The sequence below is a fragment of the Streptomyces sp. Mut1 genome (genome assembly GCF_030719295.1).
GTDB lineage: Bacteria > Actinomycetota > Actinomycetes > Streptomycetales > Streptomycetaceae > Streptomyces > Streptomyces castrisilvae.
Genome location: NZ_CP120997.1, coordinates 125023 through 148386, shown reverse-complemented (window position 1 = coordinate 148386; position 23364 = coordinate 125023). Strand labels below are relative to the sequence as shown.

25 protein-coding genes are annotated in these 23364 nt (G+C 71.9%); 14 read left to right on the top strand and 11 right to left on the bottom strand.

The window, feature by feature from the left end:
* Positions 1-250: 250 nt before the first annotated feature.
* Together P8A18_RS00660 and P8A18_RS00655 are read left to right on the top strand one after the other, a co-directional pair.
* Positions 251-1285 (top strand): 3-oxoacyl-ACP synthase III family protein, encoded by a 1035-nt coding sequence (locus P8A18_RS00660; protein ID WP_306050703.1) that lies wholly within the window; start codon positions 251-253, stop codon positions 1283-1285.
* A 110-nt stretch (positions 1286-1395) separates the two neighbouring features.
* Entirely contained in the window at positions 1396-1845 is a 450-nt protein-coding gene (locus P8A18_RS00655) for a spore-associated protein (protein ID WP_306050701.1), read from the top strand.
* An 85-nt stretch (positions 1846-1930) separates the two neighbouring features.
* Here P8A18_RS00655 and P8A18_RS00650 read toward each other — a convergent pair whose 3' ends face one another.
* A complete protein-coding gene (locus P8A18_RS00650; RefSeq protein ID WP_306050699.1) occupies positions 1931-2497 on the bottom strand; it encodes a TetR/AcrR family transcriptional regulator in 567 nt (188 codons plus the stop codon).
* Between the two features lie 59 nt (positions 2498-2556).
* Between P8A18_RS00650 and P8A18_RS00645 the strand changes: the two genes are divergently transcribed.
* Positions 2557-3546 (top strand): DUF1295 domain-containing protein, encoded by a 990-nt coding sequence (locus P8A18_RS00645; RefSeq protein WP_306050697.1) that lies wholly within the window; start codon positions 2557-2559, stop codon positions 3544-3546.
* Between the two features lie 99 nt (positions 3547-3645).
* Here the strand turns inward: P8A18_RS00645 and P8A18_RS00640 are convergent, their stop codons facing one another.
* Positions 3646-4182 carry a helix-turn-helix domain-containing protein gene (locus P8A18_RS00640; protein ID WP_306050695.1) on the bottom strand — a complete coding sequence of 179 codons (537 nt, stop codon included), beginning with the start codon at positions 4180-4182 and terminating at the stop codon, positions 3646-3648.
* 196 nt (positions 4183-4378) lie between these two features.
* On the opposite strand from P8A18_RS00640, the gene P8A18_RS00635 reads away from it, so the two are divergent.
* The 5 genes from P8A18_RS00635 to P8A18_RS00615 all read left to right on the top strand — a co-directional run bounded on the left by P8A18_RS00635 (position 4379) and on the right by P8A18_RS00615 (position 8468).
* Positions 4379-5728: an MFS transporter gene (locus tag P8A18_RS00635; RefSeq protein WP_306050693.1), complete on the top strand. Its 1350-nt coding sequence runs from the start codon at positions 4379-4381 to the stop codon at positions 5726-5728.
* An 80-nt stretch (positions 5729-5808) separates the two neighbouring features.
* Positions 5809-7032 carry an amidohydrolase family protein gene (locus P8A18_RS00630; RefSeq protein WP_306050691.1) on the top strand — a complete coding sequence of 408 codons (1224 nt, stop codon included), beginning with the start codon at positions 5809-5811 and terminating at the stop codon, positions 7030-7032.
* Positions 7033-7067: 35 nt separating this feature from the next.
* Positions 7068-7517 carry a YybH family protein gene (locus P8A18_RS00625; RefSeq protein ID WP_306050689.1) on the top strand — a complete coding sequence of 150 codons (450 nt, stop codon included), beginning with the start codon at positions 7068-7070 and terminating at the stop codon, positions 7515-7517.
* Positions 7518-7770: 253 nt separating this feature from the next.
* Positions 7771-8061: a (2Fe-2S)-binding protein gene (locus P8A18_RS00620; RefSeq protein WP_306050687.1), complete on the top strand. Its 291-nt coding sequence runs from the start codon at positions 7771-7773 to the stop codon at positions 8059-8061.
* A complete protein-coding gene (locus P8A18_RS00615; protein ID WP_306050686.1) occupies positions 8061-8468 on the top strand; it encodes an FAD-dependent oxidoreductase in 408 nt (135 codons plus the stop codon). Before P8A18_RS00620 ends, P8A18_RS00615 begins: the two co-directional genes overlap by 1 nt.
* A gap of 537 nt (positions 8469-9005) precedes the next feature.
* On the opposite strand, the gene P8A18_RS00610 is transcribed toward P8A18_RS00615, so the two are convergent.
* Complete coding sequence (locus tag P8A18_RS00610; protein ID WP_306050684.1) at positions 9006-9752, bottom strand: DUF1838 family protein; 747 nt, start codon at positions 9750-9752, stop codon at positions 9006-9008.
* A 214-nt stretch (positions 9753-9966) separates the two neighbouring features.
* Between P8A18_RS00610 and P8A18_RS00605 the strand changes: the two genes are divergently transcribed.
* Positions 9967-10695 (top strand): esterase/lipase family protein, encoded by a 729-nt coding sequence (locus P8A18_RS00605; RefSeq protein ID WP_306050682.1) that lies wholly within the window; start codon positions 9967-9969, stop codon positions 10693-10695.
* 58 nt (positions 10696-10753) lie between these two features.
* Here the strand turns inward: P8A18_RS00605 and P8A18_RS00600 are convergent, their stop codons facing one another.
* Positions 10754-11968: an MFS transporter gene (locus tag P8A18_RS00600; protein WP_306050680.1), complete on the bottom strand. Its 1215-nt coding sequence runs from the start codon at positions 11966-11968 to the stop codon at positions 10754-10756.
* A gap of 342 nt (positions 11969-12310) precedes the next feature.
* Positions 12311-13381: an alpha/beta fold hydrolase gene (locus tag P8A18_RS00595; RefSeq protein WP_306050678.1), complete on the bottom strand. Its 1071-nt coding sequence runs from the start codon at positions 13379-13381 to the stop codon at positions 12311-12313.
* 200 nt (positions 13382-13581) lie between these two features.
* Between P8A18_RS00595 and P8A18_RS00590 the strand changes: the two genes are divergently transcribed.
* A complete protein-coding gene (locus P8A18_RS00590) occupies positions 13582-14160 on the top strand; it encodes a TetR/AcrR family transcriptional regulator (RefSeq protein ID WP_306050676.1) in 579 nt (192 codons plus the stop codon).
* Positions 14161-14211: 51 nt separating this feature from the next.
* Here P8A18_RS00590 and P8A18_RS00585 read toward each other — a convergent pair whose 3' ends face one another.
* Positions 14212-15012 carry a GNAT family N-acetyltransferase gene (locus P8A18_RS00585; RefSeq protein WP_306050674.1) on the bottom strand — a complete coding sequence of 267 codons (801 nt, stop codon included), beginning with the start codon at positions 15010-15012 and terminating at the stop codon, positions 14212-14214.
* Positions 15013-15151: 139 nt separating this feature from the next.
* Between P8A18_RS00585 and P8A18_RS00580 the strand changes: the two genes are divergently transcribed.
* Positions 15152-16081 (top strand): class I SAM-dependent methyltransferase, encoded by a 930-nt coding sequence (locus tag P8A18_RS00580; protein WP_371933626.1) that lies wholly within the window; start codon positions 15152-15154, stop codon positions 16079-16081.
* An 81-nt stretch (positions 16082-16162) separates the two neighbouring features.
* Here P8A18_RS00580 and P8A18_RS00575 read toward each other — a convergent pair whose 3' ends face one another.
* A complete protein-coding gene (locus tag P8A18_RS00575) occupies positions 16163-17023 on the bottom strand; it encodes a helix-turn-helix transcriptional regulator (RefSeq protein WP_306050672.1) in 861 nt (286 codons plus the stop codon).
* Between the two features lie 141 nt (positions 17024-17164).
* Between P8A18_RS00575 and P8A18_RS00570 the strand changes: the two genes are divergently transcribed.
* Entirely contained in the window at positions 17165-17980 is an 816-nt protein-coding gene (locus P8A18_RS00570; protein ID WP_306050670.1) for an NAD(P)H-dependent oxidoreductase, read from the top strand.
* 21 nt (positions 17981-18001) lie between these two features.
* Complete coding sequence (locus P8A18_RS00565; protein ID WP_306050668.1) at positions 18002-18505, top strand: GNAT family N-acetyltransferase; 504 nt, start codon at positions 18002-18004, stop codon at positions 18503-18505.
* A 48-nt stretch (positions 18506-18553) separates the two neighbouring features.
* On the opposite strand, the gene P8A18_RS00560 is transcribed toward P8A18_RS00565, so the two are convergent.
* The 4 genes from P8A18_RS00560 to P8A18_RS00545 are packed head-to-tail and all read right to left on the bottom strand — an operon-like array spanning position 18554 to position 22804.
* Complete coding sequence (locus tag P8A18_RS00560; RefSeq protein WP_306060607.1) at positions 18554-19462, bottom strand: SAM-dependent methyltransferase; 909 nt, start codon at positions 19460-19462, stop codon at positions 18554-18556.
* Between the two features lie 56 nt (positions 19463-19518).
* Positions 19519-20631, bottom strand: a complete 1113-nt coding sequence (locus P8A18_RS00555) for an NAD(P)-dependent alcohol dehydrogenase (protein WP_018550808.1) — start codon at positions 20629-20631, stop codon at positions 19519-19521.
* Positions 20628-22040 carry an aldehyde dehydrogenase family protein gene (locus tag P8A18_RS00550; protein ID WP_306050666.1) on the bottom strand — a complete coding sequence of 471 codons (1413 nt, stop codon included), beginning with the start codon at positions 22038-22040 and terminating at the stop codon, positions 20628-20630. The genes P8A18_RS00555 and P8A18_RS00550 overlap by 4 nt, the downstream gene beginning before the upstream one ends.
* Positions 22041-22048: 8 nt before the next feature.
* Positions 22049-22804 (bottom strand): (5-formylfuran-3-yl)methyl phosphate synthase, encoded by a 756-nt coding sequence (locus P8A18_RS00545; protein ID WP_306050664.1) that lies wholly within the window; start codon positions 22802-22804, stop codon positions 22049-22051.
* Between the two features lie 243 nt (positions 22805-23047).
* On the opposite strand from P8A18_RS00545, the gene P8A18_RS00540 reads away from it, so the two are divergent.
* Positions 23048-23335, top strand: coding sequence for a hypothetical protein (locus P8A18_RS00540; RefSeq protein WP_026249453.1), 288 nt, complete (start codon positions 23048-23050; stop codon positions 23333-23335).
* Positions 23336-23364: the final 29 nt, after the last annotated feature.

Here is a 23364-nt window from a genome sequence, read left to right as displayed (position 1 = left end):
AATGCGTTCGCCGCCGGTTTCGCATTGCACGGCCGAGTATTCCCGGTATCGCGATGTCAAGCAGTCGAATAATTCCTCACGCTCACGGATTACCGCGGGATATCCCTGTCCGTTTTCCGTGAGAAGATGCGGCGGCTTTGGAATCCGACGGACCCGGCGTCGCCGGTCCTTTCTCGAATGGATATCGAAAGGTGTGGAATATGGGAGTTCCCCGAAAAGTATCGATCGCGTCCGAACGGAGTGCCGTGGCATGACCGTCGCCCTGGACCAGACCCTGTTCCACCAGACGGGCGTCGGCCTGTCCGTGCCGTTCGCCATCTCCGGGACCGGGATGCACCTGCCGCCGGCGGTCGTCACCAACCAGGAGCTCACCCGCACCCTGGACACGAGCGACGAGTGGATCACCAGCCGCACCGGAATCCGTGAACGTCGCCGTCTGGCCCCGGACCTGGCGACCTCCGACATGTGCGTCGCCGCAGCCCACCCGGCCCTGGCCGCCGCCGGAATCGAACCCGCCCAACTGGACGCGGTCATCGTGGCCAGCTACACGGGGGACCAGCCGCTCCTTTCCACCGCGCTGATCGTCAAGGACGCCCTGGGGGCACACCGGGCCCTGTCCCTCGATGTCACCCAGGCTGCCTGCGCCTCCGGCATCCAGGCCATGCTGATCGCCGCTCACCTCCTGCAGAACCCCTCCATCAGCACGATCCTCCTCGTCGCGGCCGACTGCGCATCCCGGATCACCGGCCCCACCGACCGCACCACCCGGGTGTTCTTCGGAGACGCCGCGGCAGCCGTCGTCCTCACCCGGTCGGACACCCCTGGCGCGGGCCTGCTGTCCTACGACCTCGGCTCCCAGCTGTCCTACGACGTCCAGATTCCCGCCGGTGGCTCCCGGCTGCCCGCCAGCGCCGCCACCGTCGCCGCCGGGGACCACTACCTGTACATGGACGGCCGTGCGGTCTGGAACGCGGCAACCACACGCCTTCCGGAGAGCATCAGCAGCGCCGCCCAGCGCGCCGCCGTGCCGATCGACGAGGTCCGGCACTTCTTCCTGCACCAGGCGAACCTGAACATCCTCACCGAGACCCTGGCCGCTCTGGGCGTTCCCCGGGAACGGGCCACCGTCACCATCGACCGACTCGGCAACACCGGATCGGCAGGCCTGTTCACGGCACTTCACGCCACCGTCGCCGCAGGTGCCCTGCTCCCGGGAGACACCTACGTGCTGGCCGGGATCGGCGCGGGCTTCCAGTGGGGAACCCTCTGCCTCCGCCACGCCTGACCGCCGAGGGAGCCCCCGCCGGCACAAGACGATTCGCGCACAACCATCCGCGCCCCTCGGAGGTCACAACAAGTGGGAGCAAACCGCTCCTGAGGACGCAAGGGGGAAATATGCGAAAGATCCGTAATATCGCGACTGCCGGGGCACTGACCACGCTGATGGTGGGCGCGACCGCCGCGTTCGGCCCGTCCGCCTCGGCGGCGCCCAACGTCACACCGCAGGGTGTCTGCGGGAGTTCGTACAAGACGGTGAACTCGGCCGCCGTGGGCTCCCTCGGCACGCTCTACCTGACGTACAACGCCTCGAACGGCAAGAACTGTGTGGTGACCATCCGCTCCAACCCGGGCGCCGCGCTGGACATGAGCGCGTCCGTCTACATCCCCGACACCGACGCCTGGTCGGACGACACCGGGAAGTTCACGTCGTACGCCGGTCCGGTCTACGCCTACGGCAAGGGCCACTGCGTCAGCTGGAGCGGCCACATCGACAACGTGTACGTGTCGGTGGACAACAGCAACTGCGCCTCGCTCAAGGAGCACCGGGTCCTCGAAGTCCGCTGACCCCGCACCGCGCACCGAAGCCGTGCCCGGCACCCGCCGGGCACGGCTTCGGCAGGTACGGGACGCGTCCCGGGGGGCCGCCCGGTCAGCGCAGGAGCCGGCGGATGACGACGGCGGCGGCGTCGATGTCGGCCGGCTCGCCGGTGATCAGTTCCCGGTAGTAGAAGGACTCGCCGACGCGGGTGACGGCGTATGCGAGGGTGGCCGCGTCGGTGTCGTCGGGTTCGCCGATCTCGGCCCGGACGATGCGGGTGAGCGTCGAGATGAGCCGGTGCTGCATGACGCCGTCGCGTGAGGTCATGACCCGCAGGGCGGTCTCCGGATGGTCGGCCAGGAACCGGCGCATCGACGGAAGTCGCGCGCTGGTGTGCAGTATCGCGTGGACCAGGTCGGCGATCCCGTCGGCGCCCCGCCCGCGGCACCGGGGGTGGACCCGGGCGAACTCGGCCGTGGCGATCGACCAGATCACCTCCCCGAGCAGGCGGTCCCGGTCGCCGTACCTCCGGTAGAGCGTCGCGCGGCCGATTCCGGCCTCCTGGGCCAGCGCGCGGGCGTCGATCCAGCCGTCCCGGTCGAACATGGCGACCGCCGCGCGCAGCACCGGGTCGTCCACGGGGAGGGGATCGGGGATCTCTTGCGGTGGAGACATCATGCACCTAATGTCTCATGCGAGACACCTGGATGCATGTGTCTCAGGCGAGGGGAGTCGTTATGGCCGTCGTGAGACGCATCGCGCCGTTCGCGATCTATGCCGTGTTGTTCGCCGGGCTGGTGACCCAGTCCGGTCCCGCCCGGTTCGCGGTCGTCAATCTGGCCGTGCAACTGGTCGTCTTCGGGGTGGGTGCCTGCCTGCCCGCCCATCGCACCGGCTTCATGTCCTACGTGGACGTGGCCTGGCCCTGGGGGCTGGTCGCGCTGGGCGTCCAGGTGCTGGTCTTCGGGGACGCCAGGTCGCCCGCCACCATGGCCACAGCGGTGATCTATCTGCTGATGGGGCTTCGGATGGGGGCCTGGTCCCTGCGGTTCATGGTGCTCACCCGGCTGCCGGTCGAGCTGCCGCGCTACCGCTACCAGCGGCGGCGCTGGGAGCGGGACGGTTTCCGGGGCGAGAGGCTGTCCCTGCAGGTCGAGATCCTGGTCCAGTGCGGGGCCAACGCCACTGTCCTGGCGATTCCCGCCCTGCTCGCCGCGGAGCGGTCGGGGACGTTCGATGCCCTGAGCGTCACGGCGGCCGCCCTGTGGGCCCTTGCCTGGGTGGCCGAATCGGCCGCCGACCGGCAGAAGGCCCGCTTCACCCGCCGGAGCCGCCGCGGGAGTGTGCACCGCACCTGCGACGCCGGGCTGTGGCGCTACAGCCGGCACCCCAACTACTTCGCCCAGTGGATGCAGTGGAACAGCCTGATCCTGCTCTCGCTGCCGGTGCTGACGGCCCGTTGGGGCGAGGTGCCTCTGGTGCCTGATCTTCTGACGGCGTTCGGTCTGGCCTGGATCTCCTGGACCATGTACCACACGCTCGTGTACTACACGGGTGCCGTTCCCGCGGAACACTTCAGCCTGGGGAAGCGCCCCGACTACGACCTGTACCGGCGCACGACCAACCGCTTCTTCCCCGGCCCCCGGCGCCCCGCGCCGGCCGCGGCCGGAACGCCCGCCGCCGTCGGCCCCCGGAGGGACGGCGGAAGCCGGCCGGACCGGCGGTGAGGACGCCGGACGCGGGATCCGCTGCCCCGCGTCCGGTAGGGCCGGGTGCGGGCGGCGCCGAGGAGAAGCGGCACCGCCCGCACCCGCCGGACACGAGCGTCACGGGTTCGGCGGGGTCACCGACACGTGGAACTCGACGGCCGTGTCCGAGGCGTTGCGGTAACGGTGGGGCTGCCGCGCGTCGAAGGTGATGGCCTCACCGGCGGCGACCACGTGGGAGTCGGAGCCGAGATCGACGGTGAGGGTGCCCGCGACCACCACGGTGCACTCCAGCGAGGGGTGCGCCCACATCTCGTCGGCGGTCGTCTCGCCGGGGGCGAGGACGCCCCGCAGCACCTCCATCTGGCCGTTGCTCGGCGTCAGGCGCTCGTAACGGAGTCTGCCGCGCGGCCCCGTGATCGTCGAGCGGTTGCCCGGCCTGCTCACCCACACCGGCGGGCTGTGCTGATCGTCGAAGAGCGCGGAGACGGACTCCCCGAAGAAGCCAGCGAGACGGCGCAGCGTCGCCAGGCTCGGCTCGGTCACGTCGCGCTCGATCTGGCTGAGCAGTGTGGCGGACACGCCGGTCTCCGCGGCGAGCGCGCGCAGGCTCAGGCCGCGCTGGGTCCGGAGCATCCGCAATTGTTGACTGATCATGGCCCCTCGTAAAGCCTCACTGCACGGACGTCATCAGAACGTACCGTTTAACGGGTAAATAATCGGCACGTTGTAAAGCTTGACTGCACACTCGGGCTCGCTTAGCGTCCCGGCAACGGGTAGAGCGAAGGACGTGGAGAACACTCCGGCCGCCCGTCCCCCCAAGCGTGATCACCAGCCGTCTAGGAGTCTACGTATGGCAGTTCCGGCGCACATCGAATCCCCGGTCGGCCGGTCGCTGGGGCGGGTCGTGGTGTCGAGCTCGATCGGCACGGCCATGGAGTGGTACGACTACTTCCTGTACGTGGCCGGCGGCACCCTGCTCTTCGACAAGCTCTTCTTCCCGCAGCTCAGCCCCGCGGTCGGCACCATCGCAGCCCTCGGAACCCTGGCCGTCGGATCGGTGAGCAAGCCCCTGGGCGGAATGCTGTTCGGGCACCTCGGAGACCGGCTGGGCCGCAAGACCGTACTGGTGCTGACCCTGGTGATCATGGGTGTGTCGACCACGGTGGTCGGCCTGCTGCCGACGGCGGCGACCATCGGTGGCTGGGCTCCGGTCCTCCTGGTCGTCCTGCGCTTCGTGCAGGGCCTGGCGGCAGGCGGTGAGTGGGGCGGTTCGGTGCTGCTGGTGGCCGAACACACCCCGGCACACCGCCGCGGGTTCTTCACCAGCATGACCCAGTCCGGCATCGCGCTGGGCTTTCTTGCCGCCACCGGGATCTTCGCCCTGTTCTCCGGAGTCCTCTCCCAGCAGCAGTTCGAGTCCTGGGGGTGGCGGGTTCCGTTCCTGGCCAGCGTCGTGCTCGTCGCCGTGGGGCTCTACATGAGGCTCAAGGTCGACGAGAGCCCCGAGTTCGCCGCGCTCCAGGCGCGCGGCAAGCAGGCCCGCGCCCCCATCGCCGAGGTCTTCCGCCACCACCGCAAGAGCGCCCTGGTCACGATCGGTGCCCGGCTCGGCGAATCCGGCTTCTCCTCGCTCGTGCAGCTGGCGGTCCTCGTCTACGGCGTCGACGTCCTGCACGTCAGCCCGACGATGGCCCTGGTCGCCCTCATGGTCGGATTCGCGGTCGAGATGGTGACCATGGTCGGCTTCGGACGGCTCAGCGACCGCGTCGGCCGGCGGCCCGTGTACATGGTGGGTGCGACGGCGGCCGCCGTGCTGGCCTTCCCCCTGATCTGGATGCTCGGCAGCGGGAACGGCCTGCTTCTCATTCTGGCGGTGTCGCTCGCCTTCGGAACCGGCCACGCGGGGATGATCGGCGTCGTGCCGAGCTTCTTCACCGAGCTCTTCCCCGCGGACCTCCGCTACAGCGGCATGTCGGTCAACCTCATCTCGGGCGGCATCACGGCCGTCTTTCCGCTGGCCGTCTCGGCGCTGATCCTCTGGTCCGGCGGCTCGCTGTGGCCCCTGGCCGGCCTCCTCGTCGTCATCGCCCTCATAGGCCTGGCGTCCGTGTACTGGGCGGAGGAGACCCACCACCTCGACCGCGCCGACGCCACCCACCCCGAACCGGCACACGCCCTGGCCGCCGACACACACAGCTGAGCGGCAGCCGACCCATACACCCGTACACCCGTCCCACCGACCACTGAAACAACCGACGAACAACACACAGGAGAAGTGCCATGCAGACACAGCAGAGGGATCTCGTCATCGCCGGAGCCCGCGTCTTCGACGGCCGCTCGGAGCAGGTGGCCGAGAACCAGGGCGTCTGGGTGAGCGCAGACCGCATCCGCCGGGTGGGTCCCGTGGACGATGTGCTGCGTGAGGCCTCCACCGCCGCCGACCCGCGCGTCCTGGACGCCGCCGGTGCCACCGTGGTCCCCGGCCTGATCAACATGCACGTTCACCTCGACCTCGCCCTCCCCGGCGACCTGGCCCGCGTCGCGATGCTCGACGACCCCGCACTCGCCCTGCACATGGCCGAGGAGGCCCGGCTGTCCCTGCTCGCGGGCGTCACCTCCGTACGGCTCACCGGCACCTACGGGCACATCGACTTCGCCCTGCGCGACTCCATCGACAGCGGCCGCACCCTCGGCCCGCGCATCTTCACCGCCGGCCAGCTCGTCTGCTCCACGGGCGGACACGGCTGGCAGCGCAGCCGTGAGGCCGACGGCCCCGCGGGCTTCGCCGCCGCCGTGCGCGACCAGATCAAGCACGGCGCGGACTTCATCAAGCTGTCGCTGTCCGGCGGGATGGCCGGCGAGCACGAGAAGGTCACGACGTCCCAGCTGCGCGACGACGAACTCGACGCGGTCCTGGAGATCGCCCACGCGTGGGGGCGGAAGGTGACCGCGCACGCCGGCCCCGCCCTTCCCACCATGGAGGCGATCCGGCGCGGCCTCGACTGTGTGGAGCACGGCTACGAACTGACCGACGAACTCTGCCGGCTGATGGTCGAGCGCGGCGTCACCTACGTACCGACCATCACCGTCACCCGGTGCAGGGAGTTCTTCAACCGACACCGCATGCCGGTCTGGATGCAGGACCGCGCCCTGGCCTGGGGCGACCGCCACTGGGAGAGCCTGGAGACGGCGATCCGGCACGGCGTCAGCATCGCCCTGGGCAGCGACATGCCCCCGCACGCCGAGTTCGACGGCACGTCGGCGACCGTGCGCGAGCTCGAATTCATGGTGCAGGCGGGCATGACTCCGCACGCCGCGCTCACGGCCGCCACCTCCACGGGCGCCGACTGGCTGGGCAAGGGGGCCACGATCGGCTGCGTCCGCGAAGGCGCGTTCGCCGACCTCCTGCTCGTCGCCGGCGACCCGCTCGCCGACATCTCCGCCATGCGCGAGCTGAGCCTGATCGTCAAGGGCGGCCGCACGGTACTCGACCAGCACGCGTGACGACTGCGGCCACCCCCGACCGACAAGGACCGAAGATGAGTTCCGAACAAGAAGTGACCTCCCTGATCCAGGGCCTCTACCACGCACTCGGCGACTGGCAGGCGTTCGCGCGGTGTCTCGATCCGGGCGTCACCGTCTGGGAGAGCGACGCCGACCGCATGCTGCACAGCACCGCGGAGGTGGACGCACTGCGCACGAGGCGGCGGGCCGGCATGACCCCCGCCACCGTGCCGGTGTCCGTCGCCCCCGAGGACCTGCTGGTCGATGCCTGGGGGGACAGCGCCGTCGCACGTTACGTCCTGCGCGCGGTCTACCCCGGGGCGGATCCCGACCGCTGCTACCGCGTCAGCGACGTCCTGCGGCGAGGAGAGCAGGGGTGGCGGATCGTCCACCACCACTCGGAGGCCATGTCACCCCACGACCGCGCCGCCGCCGCGCCGCCCCCGTCCTCGCGCCCGGCCGGAACACCGCCGGCCGGCCGGTGACTCCTCGCGACGGCTGAACGCTACGACGTCGTGGTCGTCGTCGGCGGTCTCCTGGGACGCCTCACGGCCTGGATGGCCGCCCGCGACGGCGCACGGGTCCTGCCGGCCGACAAGGACCAGATCAACCAGTACGCCTCCGGCCGGAACGCGGGCAGCCTCCACCTCCCGCTCGAATACCGGATGGTCGAGCGGGGAAGGGAGGCATCGACCTCGCCCCGTACGACCCCGCCCGATCCGAGGAAGGGAGCACGTCATGACCACCCCCTCCACCTGGCGCCGCACGACCCGGGGACCCGGCGCCGACGTCACCATCGAGGTGGACGGCCGCCGGGTCCGCGCCCGTACCGGCGATACGGTGGCCACCGCCATGCTCGTCGCGGGAGCCCCTTTCGACCGGGACCGGACCGGCGCCGCACGGGCACCTCTGTGCAACCTGGGTTCCTGCTTCGAGTGCGCGGCCACCGTCGACGGCCGGCCGCTGACCCGCACCTGCCTCGTGGCCGTGAGCGAGGGCATGACCGTCGAGACGTCGGGAAGACTGTGATGTTCGGTCTCGCGGTCGTGGGCGCGGGCCCGGCAGGCATGTCGGCGGCTCTCCGCGCGGCCGACCACGGTCTGGAGGCCGTCGTGATCGACGAGCAGCGGAGAGCGGGCGGCCAGATCTTCCGCAGGCCGCCGCAGGACCCCACCACCGGCACCCCGCGGCCCACCGCCGGCTACGCCTGGGCCACCGGCCTCATCCGGCGGTTCGAGCAGGACCCGCGGCTGACGGCGAAGTTCGGCTGGTCGGCGATCGGCGTGCTGCCGGGCGGCACCGGGCCCGACAGCCTGGGGGTGGCGGTCAGCCACCCGCGCCACGGGGCCCGGCAGATCGCCGCGCGCCGCCTCCTGATCGCCACCGGGGCCTACGACCTGCCGGTCGCCTTCCCCGGCGGACGCTGCCCGGAGTGATGACCGCCGGCGGGGTGCAGACCCTCGTCAAGGCGCGGCACATCGCGCCCGTCGGCGACGTGGTGCTCGCCGGGGCGCACCCGCTGCTCCTCCTCGTGGCCGACCGCCTCGTCCGCGACGGTGTCCGGGTGCGCGAGGTCGCCTTCGCCAAGGTGTTCCGACCCCCGCCGAACTGCTCCGCGCGCTCGGTGCCGTACCCGGCCATGTCCGCATGCTCGCCGAGTCGGCATGATCCTCACCCGGCTCGTCCGCGGGGGCGTGCGCGTCTCCTCGCGGACGGTCGTGACCGCCGCGCACGGCACCGGCCGTCTCGCCCGCGTCCGGCTCGCCCGGGTCGACCGGCGGTGGAACGTCACGGGTGGTGCCCGTGACGTCGCCGCCTTCCCTCTCGTGCTCGCCTGCCGGTCGGGCGCGGCGGCCGCTTCTCCGCCCAACTGCCCATCAGACCCGTGCCCCTGGGCGACCTCTGCGGCCTCGACCCGGCGGGCGCCGAACGGCCCGCGACCGGTACGGAGACACACCGGAACGGGGCGGGGGCTACGCCGGCGGGTTGAGCTTGCGGAAATACGTCCAGCTGGTCTCGTTCGGCTCGCTCCAGCACTCCGGGGCGTGGGCGAATTCCGGGTGGTGGGCGGCGATGTAGGCGTGGGTGCGTTCGGGAACCTCGGCGTACGAGCCCAGCTTCCGGCCCCGGCAGTGGAAGGTGAGGCCTCCGGGAGCCTGGCCCCGGGCCATCCACGGCAGCCACGGGGACATCCGCGTCCACGACATCGTGGCGGGGACGCTGGGTGCCGGTCCGGCCAGATCGACACGGTCGGCGAAGAACTGGAAGAGTTCCAGGGCCTTGTACGTGTCCCCGGCCGAGTGGACCGGGTATTCGGCCACGGGCAGCGGCGAGGGATAGGCCAGCGGGATCTCCAGGCTGAAGCACACCTGCGCACCCAGGTCGGTCGCCGGGACAGGGAACGGCCGCCACCGCTGGTTGGCGGGGTCGTTCCAGACATGGATCACCGGCAGGCCGTTCCAGGTCTCCAGGATCTCGCGGGTGCCGGGGTCCAGGTAGAAGGCGGCTTCGCGGGTCAGCAACCGGTAGGCGTCCGGGCCCGTCCCGGCGTCCTGGACGAGGCGGGCGACGTTGACCCCCTCGAAGCCGAAGAGCCGCTCATAGGGCTGGTCGGGCGCCCATGCGTACACATCGCCCGTCCACCAGTACGTGACCTCCTCGCCGTCGAGGGAGGCCCGGGTGCGGGCGAGGGACCGGAGCAGCTCAGCGGGTGTCGTCATGCCGAGCACTCTGCGCGAGCGCCGCCCGCCCCGGGCGCGAAACACTGCGCCCGGGGCGGAAACGGCCGAAAACCACTGCGGCGCGGCGCGGGCCGGACCGGGGCGCGGGGTCCGTCGCGAAGGCCGGTGAATTCACCGATGGCGCGGGCCCCCGCGGCCCCGAACCTTGTCCGGGCAGGCATCCACATCCCCGCGTCCCCCTCAGGAGTGCTCCATGCGTCGTCGTTCACCGCGCCGGCTTCTCGGCATCCTCGCGGCCGTCACGGTCGCGTTCACCCTGTTCTCCCCGGCGTCCGCGGCCGGTGCCGCCGAGCCGGCCGCCCCGGCCACCACGGCCGCCGTTCAGCCCCTGTCGACCAGCACCCCGGTCGTCTTCGTCCACGGATACACCGGAAGCGCCTCCAACTGGGTCACCGCGATGAGCGTCTTCCGGCTCAACGGCTGGTCCAGCTCCAACCTCTTCGCGTACGAGTACAACTCCTACGGCAACAACATCACCAACGCCCAGGGCCTGGCCACCTTCGTCAACGACGTGAAGTCCAGGACCGGTGCGAGCAAGGTCGCGATCGTCAACCACTCCATGGGCGGCCTCGTCAGCCAGTACTACCTGAAGGTGCTGGGCGGCAACACCAGCGTCAGCCACCTGGCCTCGATCGCCGGCGCGAACCACGGCACCACCTACGCCGGCGCGTGCCTGATCTACACGACCTGCCAGCAGATGTACCCCGGCTCCTCGTTCATCTCCCAGATCACCTCCGGTGACGAGACACCGGGTGACACGAAGTACGCCACCTGGTACTCGGCGTGCGACGGCATCATCCTCCCCTACACCAGCACCCGGCTGGACGGCGCGACGAACAACAACGTGATCTGCCAGACCCACATCGGGTATCTGGCGGACACGGTCGTGCTGGGCCAGGTCGCGCGCTTCATCGCCTCCTGACCCCTCACGATCCGGACCGGCCCGGTCCCCGGCATCCCGATGCCGGGGACCGGACGTGTCACGTACGGCTGCGAGAACCGCGTACGCCCCGCGCCGCGCCCGCGTGCGCCGCGGCCAGCACCGCCATCGCCGCGGTGGCCGCGGCAGCGACCGTGAAGCCGCCGTGTGCCCCGTACGTGTCCACCGTGCGCCCCGCCACCGCCGCGGCCCCGGCCGCCCCCGCGGCGCTCGCCGAGTTCAGCCAGGTGAACGCCTGGGTCAGAGCGGCCGGACCCACCGACGCCGTGGTGAGCACCGAGGAGAGAACCAGGATCGGCGGGACCGCCAGCCCGGTGGCCGTGAGCGCGAGACCCAGGCCCGCGAAGGAGCCGGCGGCGAGCACCGGCCAACAGCACACCGCCAGCCCCGCCGTCGCGAAGGCCAGTTGTATCCGCGGCGCGGCACGCCACCGGCGCAGCCCGTAGAGCCAGCCCGCCAGCAGGCCGGCGCAGTTCGACACCGCGTAGAGCGGCGCTGCCGCCTGCGCCGCCCCGTGTTCCACCGCGAAGGCCGTCACCGAGACCTGCATCGCGCCGAAGTACACCCCGAGGCCGAGATTCACCCCGAACTGTGCGGCGAAGGCCGGCCGCAGCAACGAACGCCCCGCGTGCCTGCGCTCGGCGTCGCCCGCCGCCCCGGGCGCCGTGCGGCGCTGGGCGGCGAAGGCAAGCCCGCCACCCACCACCAGCGCCGTGGCGAGGGCCATGCCGAACGCCGGATCGAGCCCCGCCCCGACCCCGGCGACGAGGGCCGGACCGGCCAGGTAGCAGACCCCGTTGGCCAGCGATTCCAGGGCGAAGGCGGTGGGCAGTGCCTCGGCCCGCCGGCCGCTGAGCAGAGTTGTCCAGCGGGCCGCCGACAGCGCTCCCAGTTGCGGGATCGTCGCCCCCACCAGCGCTCCGGCCACCGCCAGCAGCCCATGCGGACCGCCGGTCCCGGTCAGGGCCAGCAGCGACGCCACCGCGGCCGCGTGTGCGAGGAGCGCGGGTGGCAGCACCCGGGTCTGGCCGAACCGGTCGATCAGCCGGGCGAGTTGGGGCCCGACGCATGCCTCGGTGACGGCGAAGCAACCGGTGACCAGGCCGGCCACGGTGTAGGAGCCGGTGCGGTCGTGCACCAGCCAGACGATGCCGAGGCTGGTCATGGCGATGCCTGTGCGGCCCGCGGTGGCGGTGAGGAAGAAGGCTGCGGCACCCCGGGTGCGCAGCAGCGTGCGATAGGTCGCCGATGACACGGCGCGTCCCTTTCGCTGCCCGGCGGGGCGGACCACCCGGGGTCGTCGGCGTCCTGATGTGCCGACCCGTGGTCATCACCTGGAACCGTCCAGTGTCGGCGTGGAGCGGGGACGCGCACCCCACGCCGGCTCCGTCACCGAGCAGTGGTCAGTCGAATGGTTTCGGTAGGAGATACGGATATGAAAGCGGCCCGAGCCTAGGCTCCTCGGACGGACCGCGTCCAGGTCCCCGCGCCGTCGCGCGCGGCAGCGGGGGGAGAGACGGCAGGCCCGCCCGGAGGTCCCGACGGGAGACGGGCCGTCCGGACTTCGCGTTGTGGCCTCTTTTGCGACAGTGCCGTGTCAGAAGCGGTCCACGTCCCTCACGGCCCGGGCGAAGGCGGCGGGTGCCTCCTGCGGGACGTTGTGGCCGATGCCCGCCAGCGTGCGGTGGTCGTACGGGCCGGTGAACTGGTGACGGTAGGAAGCCCCGTCGTCCGTCGGGGCGAACGGGTCCTGGTCGGCGTCGAGTGTGATGGTGGGGACGGCGATCGTCGGCATCGTGAACAGCACCCGTTCGTAGCGGTCGTAACGCCGCTCGCCGTCGGCGAGGCCGAGCCGCCAGCGGTAGTTGTGGATCACGATGTCCGCGTAGTCGGGGTTCTCGAAGGCAGCGGCCGTGCGCGCGAAGGTGGCGTCGTCGAAGTCCCAGGTGGGGGAGACGGTGTCCCAGACCAGCCGGCACAGCTCGGGCCGGATCTTCTCGTCCTTCATGGCGCTGCGCCCCCGCTCCGTGGCGAAGTAGTACTGATACCACCAGGTGTGCTCGGCCTTTGGGGCCAGAGGGGTCTTCTGGGCCTCCACATCGGTGATGAGGTATCCGCTCACCGATACGAGCGCCTTGACGCGCTCGGGCCACAGGACCGCCATGATGTCGGCGGTGCGCGACCCCCAGTCGAAGCCGGCCAGCACGGCCTTCTCGATCTTCAGCGCGTCCATCAGCGCGATGATGTCGAGGGCGACCGCCGACTGCTGGGCGTTGCGGAAGGTACGGGAGGAGAGGAAGCGCGTCGTGCCGTGGCCGCGCAGGTAGGGGACGATCACTCGGTACCCCTGGGAGGCGAGGAGGGGCGCCACATCGACGTAGCTGTGGATGTCGTAGGGCCAGCCGTGCAGACAGATGACCACGGGGCCGTGGGCCGGTCCCGCCTCGGCGTAGCCCACGTTCAGCAGACCGGCCCTGATGTGCTTCAGCTCGCCGAAGGCCGTGTGGCCGCCGGCGGTCGTCGCGCGCACCCCCGGCGCCGGGGCCCCGCTTCCCGTCCGTGAGGCGGCCGAGGCGGCCGGTGCTGTCCGGAGCCCGGCAGCCATGGAAGCGGCTGCCGCACCGGTGCCGAGACCGACGGCCTTGCCGAAACTGCGCCTGTTGATCATGTGAAACCTCCGTCGCGCGCGGGCCGAAAGAGACCGGGAACCTATACGGACCCAAGGGTCCACTTGGTGTTCACAGCGTAAACGGGTCCGGACCGTGGGTAGTTCCCCGCCGCGCGACGAAATTCCGCCGGCTTTCCCACCGGCCCCGGACAGACGGGGCCCGACGGCTGCCGCACAGCGGGAACGGGCACAATGGGCGGGTGAGTTCCGCAGAGACGAGTCCCCGACCCGGCGCGTCGGGTACGCCCTTGCGCAGGGCCGACGCCCGCCGCAACCACGAGCGGGTCTTCGCGGCGGCGCTCGACGTCTTCCAGGAATCCGGCCTCCAGGGCACCGTGCCGCAGATCGCCGCCCGCGCCGACGTGGGCAAGGCGACCGTCTACCGCAGCTACCCCACCAAGGACGACCTCGTGGCGGCCGCCGTGAACCACCGGCTGACGGAGCTGGAGCGGGTGACGGCCGCCGCGCTGAGCGAGGCGGACCCGTACCGGGCGTTCGCCGATTACGTGCTCCGCCTCTTCGAGGCGCTCGCCGGGGACCGGCTGCTGTCGGAGGTCCTCGCCGACGCCGGCGTCCGGAACGGCTCCGGACTGCTGATCCAGCTGTCGGAGCTGATGGAGGCGGCCAAGGCCACCGGGAAGGTCCGGGCCGACGCCTCGGTGCTCGATCTGCGCATCGTGCTCTGCGGACTCGCCGTCCAGCTGATCAGGATCGCCGACCGGGACCCCGCACTCTGGCGCCGGTACGGCGAACTGACCCTCCAGGCACTGCGCCCCTGACCGCACCCGGGAGCCGGTCCGGCCGACCGCACACCCGGCCCAGGACCGGCGTCACTCCTTGAGGCCGTAGAAACGCATGGCCGAATTGGGGGTGAAGCCGATCCGCGGATACACCGGCGCCCCCGCGGCGGTCGCGTGCAGCGTGGCACGGGTCAGGCCGGTCGCCCTGGCCCCCTCGTACAGCGCCTTGCGCGTCACCGCCTCCCCGTACCCCCGGCGCTCCCACCGCGGATCGGTGGCGACGAGCACGACGAAGAGACGCCCCTGTGCCTCCACGGTCGCCGCGCACGTCACGGGTACGCCCTGCCGCAGCCCCAGGTAGGCGTGCACCCCGCTCTTCCACAGCGAGGACCCCGCGATCCCGTCGCGGCCCGCCTCCGGGGGGAACCCGTAGGCGCGCGAATTGAGGTCCGCGTAGGCGAGCAGCTGCTCGTCACTGCTCACCCGCACGAACTCCAGCTCGGGATGGGCCGGTTCGGGCAGCGGGAACAGGTTTCCGGCCATACCCGTGCCGGGAAAGGCGTACGCCAGCCCCGCCCGCTCGGCCGCCTCGTCCAGCGCCGTGCGTCCCTCCTCATGGAGGACGTCCTCGAAGACCCACAGGAAGCCGGGCCGCCTCTTCGCCCGCATGATGTCCGCCGCCTGCCCCATCCGCCGGCCGACGAGGAGCGCGTCCGCGCCGACCTCGGTCAGCGTGACGCAGTTCCAGAACGCGAAACCGCAGTCGGCCCAGCGGACAGCGATCCCGGGCAGGTCCCGCACGTCCGCGCCCGCGTCCCGGTCGAGCACCATGGCCCGCCAGGCCACGGAGAGCTGCTCCATCGATTCGACCGACTCCGCGAGATCCGCCACCACAACTCCCGAAAGGTATTGAACGCACAAAGAGCCGGCCGGATGCGGCCCGAGGCCCGCTGTCGCTGGGATCATAGGTTCCGTCCGGGAGTTCACGGGGTCGTTCTGTGAACATGTGCACCTTTCGAGGGGATGCCGAGTGGCGCATGCGGAAGGACGGGACGGGAGCGAGGCCGCCGGCAGGGGCGCCGACGTGGACGAAGGCGTCGGACGGACCGCACTGATGGTGGCCGCGGCGCGCGCCGTCGAGGCCGGCCGCCCCGACGCCCTGGCCCGCGACACCTACGCCGAGCACTTCGTACGCGCGTCCGCGTCCAGTGCCGACTGGCCCGTTCACCCCGACCAGGTGCCCGGGGGAGACGCCGACCCGCTGTGGGGCCGGCTGGGCCGCTTCTTCGCGCTGCGCACCCGGGTGTTCGACGACTTCCTGCTGGACCGGGCGGCGGCGGGAACCCGGCAGGCCGTCATCCTGGGCGCCGGTCTCGACTCCCGCGCCTACCGGCTGGCCTGGCCGCCCGGCTGCGCGGTCTTCGAGATCGACCGGGCGGAGGTCCTCGCCTTCAAGCGGACCGTCCTGGACGCGCTGGGCGCCGTACCGCCGGTCCAACGGCACGCGCTCGCGGCGGATATGCGCCAGGCCTGGACCGAGCGGCTGATCGCGGCCGGGTTCGACCCCGAGGCCCCCACCAGCTGGGTGGCCGAAGGGCTGCTTCCGTACCTGCCACCCACCGCGGAGCGCGCCCTGATCGACACCGTCGTCGCGCACAGCGCGGCGGGCAGCGCCCTGGCCTACGAGGTGAAGCACGTGGAGAAACCGGCCGCGGACGCCGCCGCCGACTACCCCCTGCACACGGTGGTGCGCGAACGGATCGGCGTCGACCTGTCCGCCCTGTTCAACCGGGAGCCCCGGCCCGATTCGGCGGCCGGCCTCACCGCCCGGGGGTGGACCACGACCATCCGCACACCGTTCGACTTCACCCGGCAGTACGGCCGCGGCCCTCTCCCGCAGAACAACGACACGCTGGCCGCCAACCGGTGGATCTTCGCGTCCGCGCCGGCCGGACACTGACGCACGGTGACGAACGGAGTGTGCCGCTCGTAGGGACCACCGTGCCGGTGGCCCGACCCCGCGCCCGCGCCGCGTACCGGGCTACTCGCGGGCCCGCGCGTCGACCGGGTGCTCCGTATGCGCCTCGGCGCTCTTCGTGTCCGCCCCGAGCCCGGCCAGCAGACGCAGCCCGTCCTCGGCGGGGCTGCCGGCGGCCGCGGACAGCACCAGCATCTCGCGGCCCGAGCCGTCCGGAAGCGCGAAGTTCTCCTGGTGCAGTTCCAGCAGCCCGATCAGTGGGTGCCGGTACACCTTGCGTCCATGCGTGCGGGCGCGGACGTCCGCACGCGCCCACAGGCGGCGGAAGCGCTCGCTGCCCATCGCCAACTCGCCGATGAGCGAGGCCAGACGCGTGTCGTCGGGGTACTTGCCGGCGGCCAGCCGCAAATGCCCGACCGCGTCCAGCGTGCACTGCTCCCACTCCGCGTACAGACCGCGGTCGGTCTCCTCCAGGAAGAGGTGCCGGGCGGTGTTCAGCCCCGGCACCGGCCGCCCGTACAGCAGCCCGGCGAGACGGTTGCCCGCGAGTACGTCCATGCGGTGGTCCATGATCATCGCGGGCGCGCCGGTCACCAGATCCAGGACGCGCAGCAGCTCCGGCCGGACCCGCCCGCCGGGCGTCCTCGCACGCCGACGGCGTTGCCTGGCCAGCCGGTAGAGGTGCTCGCGCTCGATCTCGTCGAGCCCGAGGACACGGGCGAGCGCGTCGAGGACCTGCTCGGAGGGCTTGTTGGCCCGGCCCTGCTCCAGGCGTACGTAGTAGTCGACGCTGACCCCCGACAGGTGCGCGACCTCCTCGCGGCGCAGGCCGTCCACCCGCCGCCGGCTGTCGACGGCGATGCCGGCGGAGGCCGGGTCGACCCTGGAACGCCGGGTCCGCAGGAATCCCGCCAGATCGTCCATGCCTCCCAGTATGGCCTCGGCCGGGCCCCGCGAAGGTGGCCCTGCCGATACCAGGAAGTCCCGCCCTACGGAAGAGGCGTCCCTGAACGCCGTACGCCGCGGGGCCCAGGATCGAGAGCAACCGATCCCGAGGAGTTCCCCGTGAAGACGCTGATCGTCCACGCCCACCCCGAGCCGAAGTCGCTGAACGGCTCTCTGAAGGACCTCGCGGTGTCCACCCTGGAGGAAGCCGGCCACGAGGTGCGGGTGAGCGACCTGTACGCGATGAACTGGAAGGCGGTCGTCGACGCCACGGACTACGGCCCCGACGCCTCGGACCCGCTGAGGGTGGCCCGCGACTCCGGCCGCGCCTTCGACGCCGGGACGCTCACCGCGGACGTACGCGACGAGCAGGAGAAGCTGCTGTGGGCCGACACCGTCATCTTCCAGTTCCCCCTGTGGTGGTACACGATGCCCGCGATCCTGAAGGGCTGGGTGGACCGGGTGTTCACCTACCACTTCGCGTACGGCGTCGGCGAGCACAGCGACACCAAGTACGGCGAGCGCTACGGCGAGGGCACCCTCGCGGGCAGGCGGGCCCTGCTGTCGGTGACCATCGGCGGCCTGGAACCGCACTATTGCGCCCGCGGCATCAACGGACCCATCGAGGACCTGCTCTTCCCGATCCAGCACGGCATCCTCCACTACCCGGGACTCGACGTACTGCCTCCGTTCGTGCTGTACGGCACCGACCGGATGACCGCCGACGACTACCCGGAGGCGGCCGAGGCCTGGGAGCGGCGACTCCTCGCTCTGGAGGCGACCGAACCGATCCCGTTCCGCCGGCAGAACTCCGGCGACTACGAGATCCCCTCCCTGCACCTGAAGGAGGGCGTGGAGCCGGCCGGGCGGACCGGCTTCGGCCTGCACGTGCGCGCAAGCACGACGACGGCACCGGGCACCCCCGGCGCCCGATGAGCCGTGGGGCACAGTAGGGGCATGCCCACGTACGAGACGATGCCCTTCCACCTGCGGACCGAGCGGCTGATCCTGCGCCCCTGGGCAGAGACGGACGCCGAGGAGTTCAGCGCCCTCCTCTCCGAACGGGGCAAGGGGACGCCCGCGGCCGAGCGCATCCGGAAATCCATCACGGAGCTGCTCACCGCGACGCAGAGCACCGGAATCGCCCTGCTGCCCGTCCAGCGCCGCGACGAGGGCGACTTCATCGGCTACTGCGGGCTGATCATCGGCCGCTCCACCCTGGAGGAGCCCGAAATTGCCTACGAGCTGTTCCAGCGGGTGCACGGGCGCGGCTACGCCACCGAGGCGGCAGCCGCGGTGCTCGAAGCGGCTGCCGCGACCGGGCGGAAACGGCTGTGGTCGACCGTCGGCACCTGGAACACACCCTCGCTCCGCGTCCTGGAGAAGCTCGGGTTCGAGCGGGACCACATCTCCACCGAGGACAGTGGCGAAGTCGCCTGGCTCACACGGTCGTTGCCCTGATCCGAAGGCGCGGGGGGCGGTCGCGCGCCGCCGTGAGCCGCAGGTGTCTCACTGCCGGAGCTTGTGCGCGAACACCCACCGGTTCCCCTCCAGCGCGTCGTCCGGCTCGGGGAGCGGGCCGCGTCCGTGCGCGCGGGTGAAATCGAACGGGGTGTGCGTCGACGCGGACCAGCCCCTGGCCGTGAGGTCTCCCGCCGAGTCGGGCCGCGGTCCCTTGTCGAAGAGGCGGAGCAGGTCGATGCCGATCTCCTCCCGCGTCGCCGTGTAGATGGCACTGTCCCGGTAGGCCAGCAGATCCGCCTCCAGTTTCGCCTCGAAGGCCAGCGCGCTGCCGCTCACGGTCAACCGGTCCACGGTGTCGATGAGAGACGTCTCGACGGCGCTCGGCAGGTAGAAGAGCAGCCCCTCGGCCAGCCAGACGCTCGGCGCGGCCGGATCGAAGCCCGCCGAGGTCAGCGCGGTGACCCAGTCGTCGCGCAGATCCACCGGAACGGGCACGCGCTTCACCTTCGGGGCGGCCGGCAGGCTCGTGAGCACCCGGTGCTTGAAGTCCAGCACGCCCGCCCGGTCGACCTCGAAGACCGCGCAGTCCGAAGCCAAGCCCAGCCGGAAGGCACGCGTGTCCAGCCCCGCTCCCAGCAGCACCACCTGGCGGGCTCCCGCACCGACGGCCCCGAGGAGGAAGTCGTCCAGGACCCTGGTGCGCAGGCCGAAGTAGCGGGCGAACCGCCCCCACAACGCGTTGCGGTCCCCGTCCGGCACCTGCTCGATCCGCACCGGCCAGTCCGCGCACGCCGGCGCCGCGCGCACGAAGTGTTCCGCGTAGGGGTCCTGAGCCAGGCTGTCGTGCCGGTGGGTCTCGATCGCCCGCGCCGCGGCCACCAGGAGCGCGGTGAGACCCACGCCCCCGTCCACGCCTCCCGCATCCGGGTTCCCCGGCGCCGGGCCACCGGCCATGTCCGCGCCGGGATCGCGGTCGGGCTGCGGTGAGTCCGTGGTGCTGATCGCCTCGTTCATCGGCTTCTTCCCTCCGGGAGCAGGACGGGTTTGACGACGCGGCCCGCGTCGCAGTCGCGTTCGGCCTCGTTGATGTCGGCCAGCGGATAGGTACGGATCAGCTGGTCGAAGGGGAAGCGTCCGGCCTGCCACAACCCGGTCAGCACGGGTATCAGCAGCCCGGGTACGGCGTCCCCTTCGCAGATGTGGCGGATGCCGCGGCCCCGGTCCAGCGTTCCCGGTTCGAGCGGCAGCGGGGTGTGCAGCCGCGCCACCAGGCCGAGCGTGCCGGTGGGGCACAGGGCGCGGAGCGCGTCGTTGATGAGCGGGGGCGACGCCGTCGTGTCCAGCGCGTACCGCGCGCCGCCGCCGGTCAGCCGCCGGATCCGCTCGGGCAGCCCCGCCTCGTCGGCGTGCAGCGCGACCGCGCCGAATCGTTCCGCCAGAGCGAGCCGTCGCGGATGCCGGTCCACGGCCACGGCCGACGCGCCGCCGGCTCCGGCCGCCATCACGGCGGCCAGTCCCACCGCCCCCGCGCCGAGGACCACCAGCGTGTCACCGGGTCCGGCACGGAAGGTGTTCAGCACGGCCCCGGCCCCGGTGAGGAAGCCGCAGCCGAGCGGTCCGAGCAGTTCGAGGGGGAGCGCGGGGTCGACCCGGACGGCGTTGCGGGCCGGGACCAGCGCGTACTGGGCGAACGAGGACTGGCCGAACCAGCGCGGGGCCAGGGCCCGGCCGGCCGTGTCGGTGAGCCGGGGCGCGTCCTCCTCGCGGCCCCCGAAGAGGTTGAGCCGGGCGAAGGAGTCGCAGTACGCGGGGGCGGCGCCCAGGCAGTTGCGGCAGTGCCCGCAGGAGTCGAAGCTCAGCACGACATGGTCGCCGACGCCGACCGAGGCGTCCGGGCCGCCGCCCGTGCGCACCACCACCCCGGCCCCCTCGTGACCGAGGACCGCGGGCAACGGGCTGCGGCCGGCCGACCGCCGGACGGCCAGGTCGGTCCGGCACATCCCGCAGCCCGCGATCTCGACCAGGATCTCGCCGGCGGCGGGCTCCGTGCCGAGGGCCACCTCCTCGACCGCGAAGGGGCCTTCGTACGAGCGGAGCACGGCCGCCCGGAAGCGCGTCGTCATGACTCCTCCGGGCGGTGGACGACGAACGGCCGGAGGTTGCCGTACAGACCCCACGGTCCGCCCGCGACGCCGACACCGCTGTCCCCGATGCCGGCGAAGGGCTGGGCGAGGGACAGCTCGGCATGGTGGTTGACCCAGGCCGTGCCGCATTCGAGGCGCTCGGCCACCGCCTCGGCCCGGTCGGGGTCGGTGCCCCACACGGAGCCGCCCAGCCCGAACCGGGTGCCGTTGGCCGCCGCCACGGCTTCGTCGAGACTCCGGTACGGCAGCACGGGCAGGACAGGGCCGAACTGTTCCCCGGTCACCACCTCGCTGCCGGGGGAGACGTCGGTGAGGATCGTGGGAGCGAAGAAGTGGCCCGGTCCGTCCAGCCGGTGGCCGCCGGCCGCCGCGCGGGCACCGTCCGCCACGGCCTGCCGGGTGACCCGCTCGACCCGGGCCAGTTGGGGCGCGTTGCTGACCGGGCCCAGCCGGGTGTCCGGGTCGAGCCCGTTTCCCACGACAACCGCCTTCGCCCGCCCGGCGAGCGCTTCGACCACGTCGGCGTGGAGCCGGGCGGGGACGTACACCCGCTTGACCGCCATGCAGACCTGCCCGCAGTTGCGGAACGCGGCCCAGAACAGCCGGTCCGTGATCCGCTCCACGTCGACGTCGTCCAGCAGGACGGCGGCGTCGTTGCCGCCGAGCTCCAGAGTGACCCGGGCGAGCGACACGGCCGCCCCGGCAGCGACGGCCCGCCCGGTGGGCACCGAGCCGGTGAAGGTGACGTGCCGGATGCCCGGGTGCGACACGAGACGGGCACCGAGCGGTTCACGGCCGGTGACGACGGTCAGTACGTCCTCGGGCAGGGCGGTGGCGAGGACGGAACCCAGCAGCCGGGTGGCGAGAGGAGTGAACGGGGAGGGTTTGAGGACGACGGTGTTGCCCGCCGCGAGCGCGGGAGCGAACTTCGCCGACGCGAGCTGGAGGGGGAAGTTCCACGGCACGATCGCGGCGACCGGACCGAGCGGACGCCAGCGGATCTCGCTGCGCACGGGCCGGCCGTCGCTGATCCGCCGCGTCCGTGGGACCAGGTCCGCGAAGTAGCGCAGCCGCGCCGAGGTGCGCGCGATCTCCGCGTACGACTCGGCCAGCGGTTTGCCCTGTTCCCGGGTGAGCAGCCGGGCGAGGCCGTCGCCCGCGGCCTCCACGGCCTCGGCCGCCCGGAGCAGCGCACGGGTCCGTGCGGCGGCGTCGGCGCGCCAGCCGTGCCAGGCCCGGTGGGCCCGGTCGACCACGGCGTCCAGCTCGTCCGGGTGCTGGTCGGGGGCCTCGTCGATGGTCTCCCCGGTGGCCGGGTCGAGGACGGGGAAGCGCGCGGACCCGCGTCCGGGCGCGCGGCCCGGACCCGCCGGATGGGAAGTCGGCATGCCGGCGGTCAGCCGACGACGGGCAGGGTGGCGGAGTGCTCCCGGGCCTGCCGGTCCATCTCCGCCCGGAAGGCGGCCACCAGATGGGGCCGAATCCTTCCCGCATTGCGGTCGCCGCCCTCGCAGACCGCTCCGCGTACGCCGACGATGTCCGTTCCGATCCGGGTCAGCGGGGCGAGGTCGGCCTGTTTGACACTGCCCGCGAGGGCGGCGAGCAGACCGGACGCGTGGGCCAGCCGTACGAACTCGGCGCAGAGGTCCGGCGGAACGTGGTCGAACAGTCGCGTCCCGTCCTTGATGGCGGTGTCGAGCATCGCCGCGTCGGCACCGGACCGGGCGGCGATGTCGGGGAGGGCGAGCGGGTTGACGCAGCCGACGCGGTGGGCGTCGGCATACCCGGAGGCGACGACGAGCGCTTCGGGCCGGTGGTCCTTCACGGCCCTGACGACCGCGCGCATGACCTCGATGCCCTGATCGGGCGTGGTGCACCCGTAGAGGCCGACCTTGATGTACGTGGCTCCGGAGACGACGGCGCCGAGCGCCGCCTGAGCCACCGTGCCGGGCTTGTAGGGGACATCGCCCACGGTCGCGGACACCGGTTTGGCTGCCGGGACCGCGTCACGGATCTCTCTGATGACCCAGGGAAAGTTGGCGCCGAGCGACCCTTCGTCGGGCTTCTTCACGTCGACGATGTCGAGATACTCCGCGGCCTTCGCGCAGTCGAGGGCTTCTTCGACGCTGTCCGGAGAGATGAGAAGCAACACCGTGGGCTCCTTCCGCCGCATCACCGCCCGACCGAAGGACAGGGGGGTGCGGATCACCTGATTCACGTGCCGGTGTGCTCATCATTTCCACTGCGTTATGGGCGCCGGTAGGGCGTGCGAAGCTCCTGTGGAGCATGTGCGGCACAGTCAATGCGCCGCGCGCCCCGGCGCGAACGGGCCCACCGGCCGAAGACGTGCCCCCTCTCCGGGAGAGGCCGCCGACCCGCGTGGGATCATCCGTCCATGAGCAGCGAGGTGGAGGTAAGCGCGTTGGCGGTCAACATCACCATCCCGGAGGCGCTCCGGTGGACGGACACCCGTCGCGGTACGACATTCCGGCTGACCACGCTCAACGTCCGGCTCCTCCCCGACGGTCACCTCGCCGCGAAGGCCTACGGCCGGCCGGTGGAGGGCGGCCGGGGCGCGTACGTCTCGTTCCCGGTGCCCGGCCGGCCCGAACTGGCGGCCCTGGTCGCCGCGGCCGCCGCCCGCGCCGGTGAGATGTGGGCAGGGCACCGCGGCCTCGGCTGACGGCCAAGGCCCTTTCGCACCGCGCGGGC

What these genes read in the sequence shown, in the direction of transcription:
- P8A18_RS00575 (WP_306050672.1), bottom strand. Translation starts at nt 17,023, where the DNA reads ATGGACGATCTGGCGGGATTCCTGCGGACCCGGCGTTCCAGGGTCGAC.
- P8A18_RS00645 (WP_306050697.1), top strand. Translation starts at nt 2,557, where the DNA reads ATGGCCGTCGTGAGACGCATCGCGCCGTTCGCGATCTATGCCGTGTTG.
- P8A18_RS00555 (WP_018550808.1), bottom strand. Translation starts at nt 20,631, where the DNA reads ATGACGACGCGCTTCCGGGCGGCCGTGCTCCGCTCGTACGAAGGCCCC.
- P8A18_RS00610 (WP_306050684.1), bottom strand. Translation starts at nt 9,752, where the DNA reads ATGACGACACCCGCTGAGCTGCTCCGGTCCCTCGCCCGCACCCGGGCC.
- P8A18_RS00655 (WP_306050701.1), top strand. Translation starts at nt 1,396, where the DNA reads ATGCGAAAGATCCGTAATATCGCGACTGCCGGGGCACTGACCACGCTG.
- P8A18_RS00650 (WP_306050699.1), bottom strand. Translation starts at nt 2,497, where the DNA reads ATGATGTCTCCACCGCAAGAGATCCCCGATCCCCTCCCCGTGGACGAC.
- P8A18_RS00630 (WP_306050691.1), top strand. Translation starts at nt 5,809, where the DNA reads ATGCAGACACAGCAGAGGGATCTCGTCATCGCCGGAGCCCGCGTCTTC.
- P8A18_RS00615 (WP_306050686.1), top strand. Translation starts at nt 8,061, where the DNA reads ATGTTCGGTCTCGCGGTCGTGGGCGCGGGCCCGGCAGGCATGTCGGCG.
- P8A18_RS00625 (WP_306050689.1), top strand. Translation starts at nt 7,068, where the DNA reads ATGAGTTCCGAACAAGAAGTGACCTCCCTGATCCAGGGCCTCTACCAC.
- P8A18_RS00540 (WP_026249453.1), top strand. Translation starts at nt 23,048, where the DNA reads ATGAGCAGCGAGGTGGAGGTAAGCGCGTTGGCGGTCAACATCACCATC.
- P8A18_RS00635 (WP_306050693.1), top strand. Translation starts at nt 4,379, where the DNA reads ATGGCAGTTCCGGCGCACATCGAATCCCCGGTCGGCCGGTCGCTGGGG.
- P8A18_RS00620 (WP_306050687.1), top strand. Translation starts at nt 7,771, where the DNA reads ATGACCACCCCCTCCACCTGGCGCCGCACGACCCGGGGACCCGGCGCC.
- P8A18_RS00595 (WP_306050678.1), bottom strand. Translation starts at nt 13,381, where the DNA reads ATGATCAACAGGCGCAGTTTCGGCAAGGCCGTCGGTCTCGGCACCGGT.
- P8A18_RS00550 (WP_306050666.1), bottom strand. Translation starts at nt 22,040, where the DNA reads ATGCCGACTTCCCATCCGGCGGGTCCGGGCCGCGCGCCCGGACGCGGG.
- P8A18_RS00640 (WP_306050695.1), bottom strand. Translation starts at nt 4,182, where the DNA reads ATGATCAGTCAACAATTGCGGATGCTCCGGACCCAGCGCGGCCTGAGC.
- P8A18_RS00565 (WP_306050668.1), top strand. Translation starts at nt 18,002, where the DNA reads ATGCCCACGTACGAGACGATGCCCTTCCACCTGCGGACCGAGCGGCTG.
- P8A18_RS00660 (WP_306050703.1), top strand. Translation starts at nt 251, where the DNA reads ATGACCGTCGCCCTGGACCAGACCCTGTTCCACCAGACGGGCGTCGGC.
- P8A18_RS00605 (WP_306050682.1), top strand. Translation starts at nt 9,967, where the DNA reads ATGCGTCGTCGTTCACCGCGCCGGCTTCTCGGCATCCTCGCGGCCGTC.
- P8A18_RS00560 (WP_306060607.1), bottom strand. Translation starts at nt 19,462, where the DNA reads ATGGCCGGTGGCCCGGCGCCGGGGAACCCGGATGCGGGAGGCGTGGAC.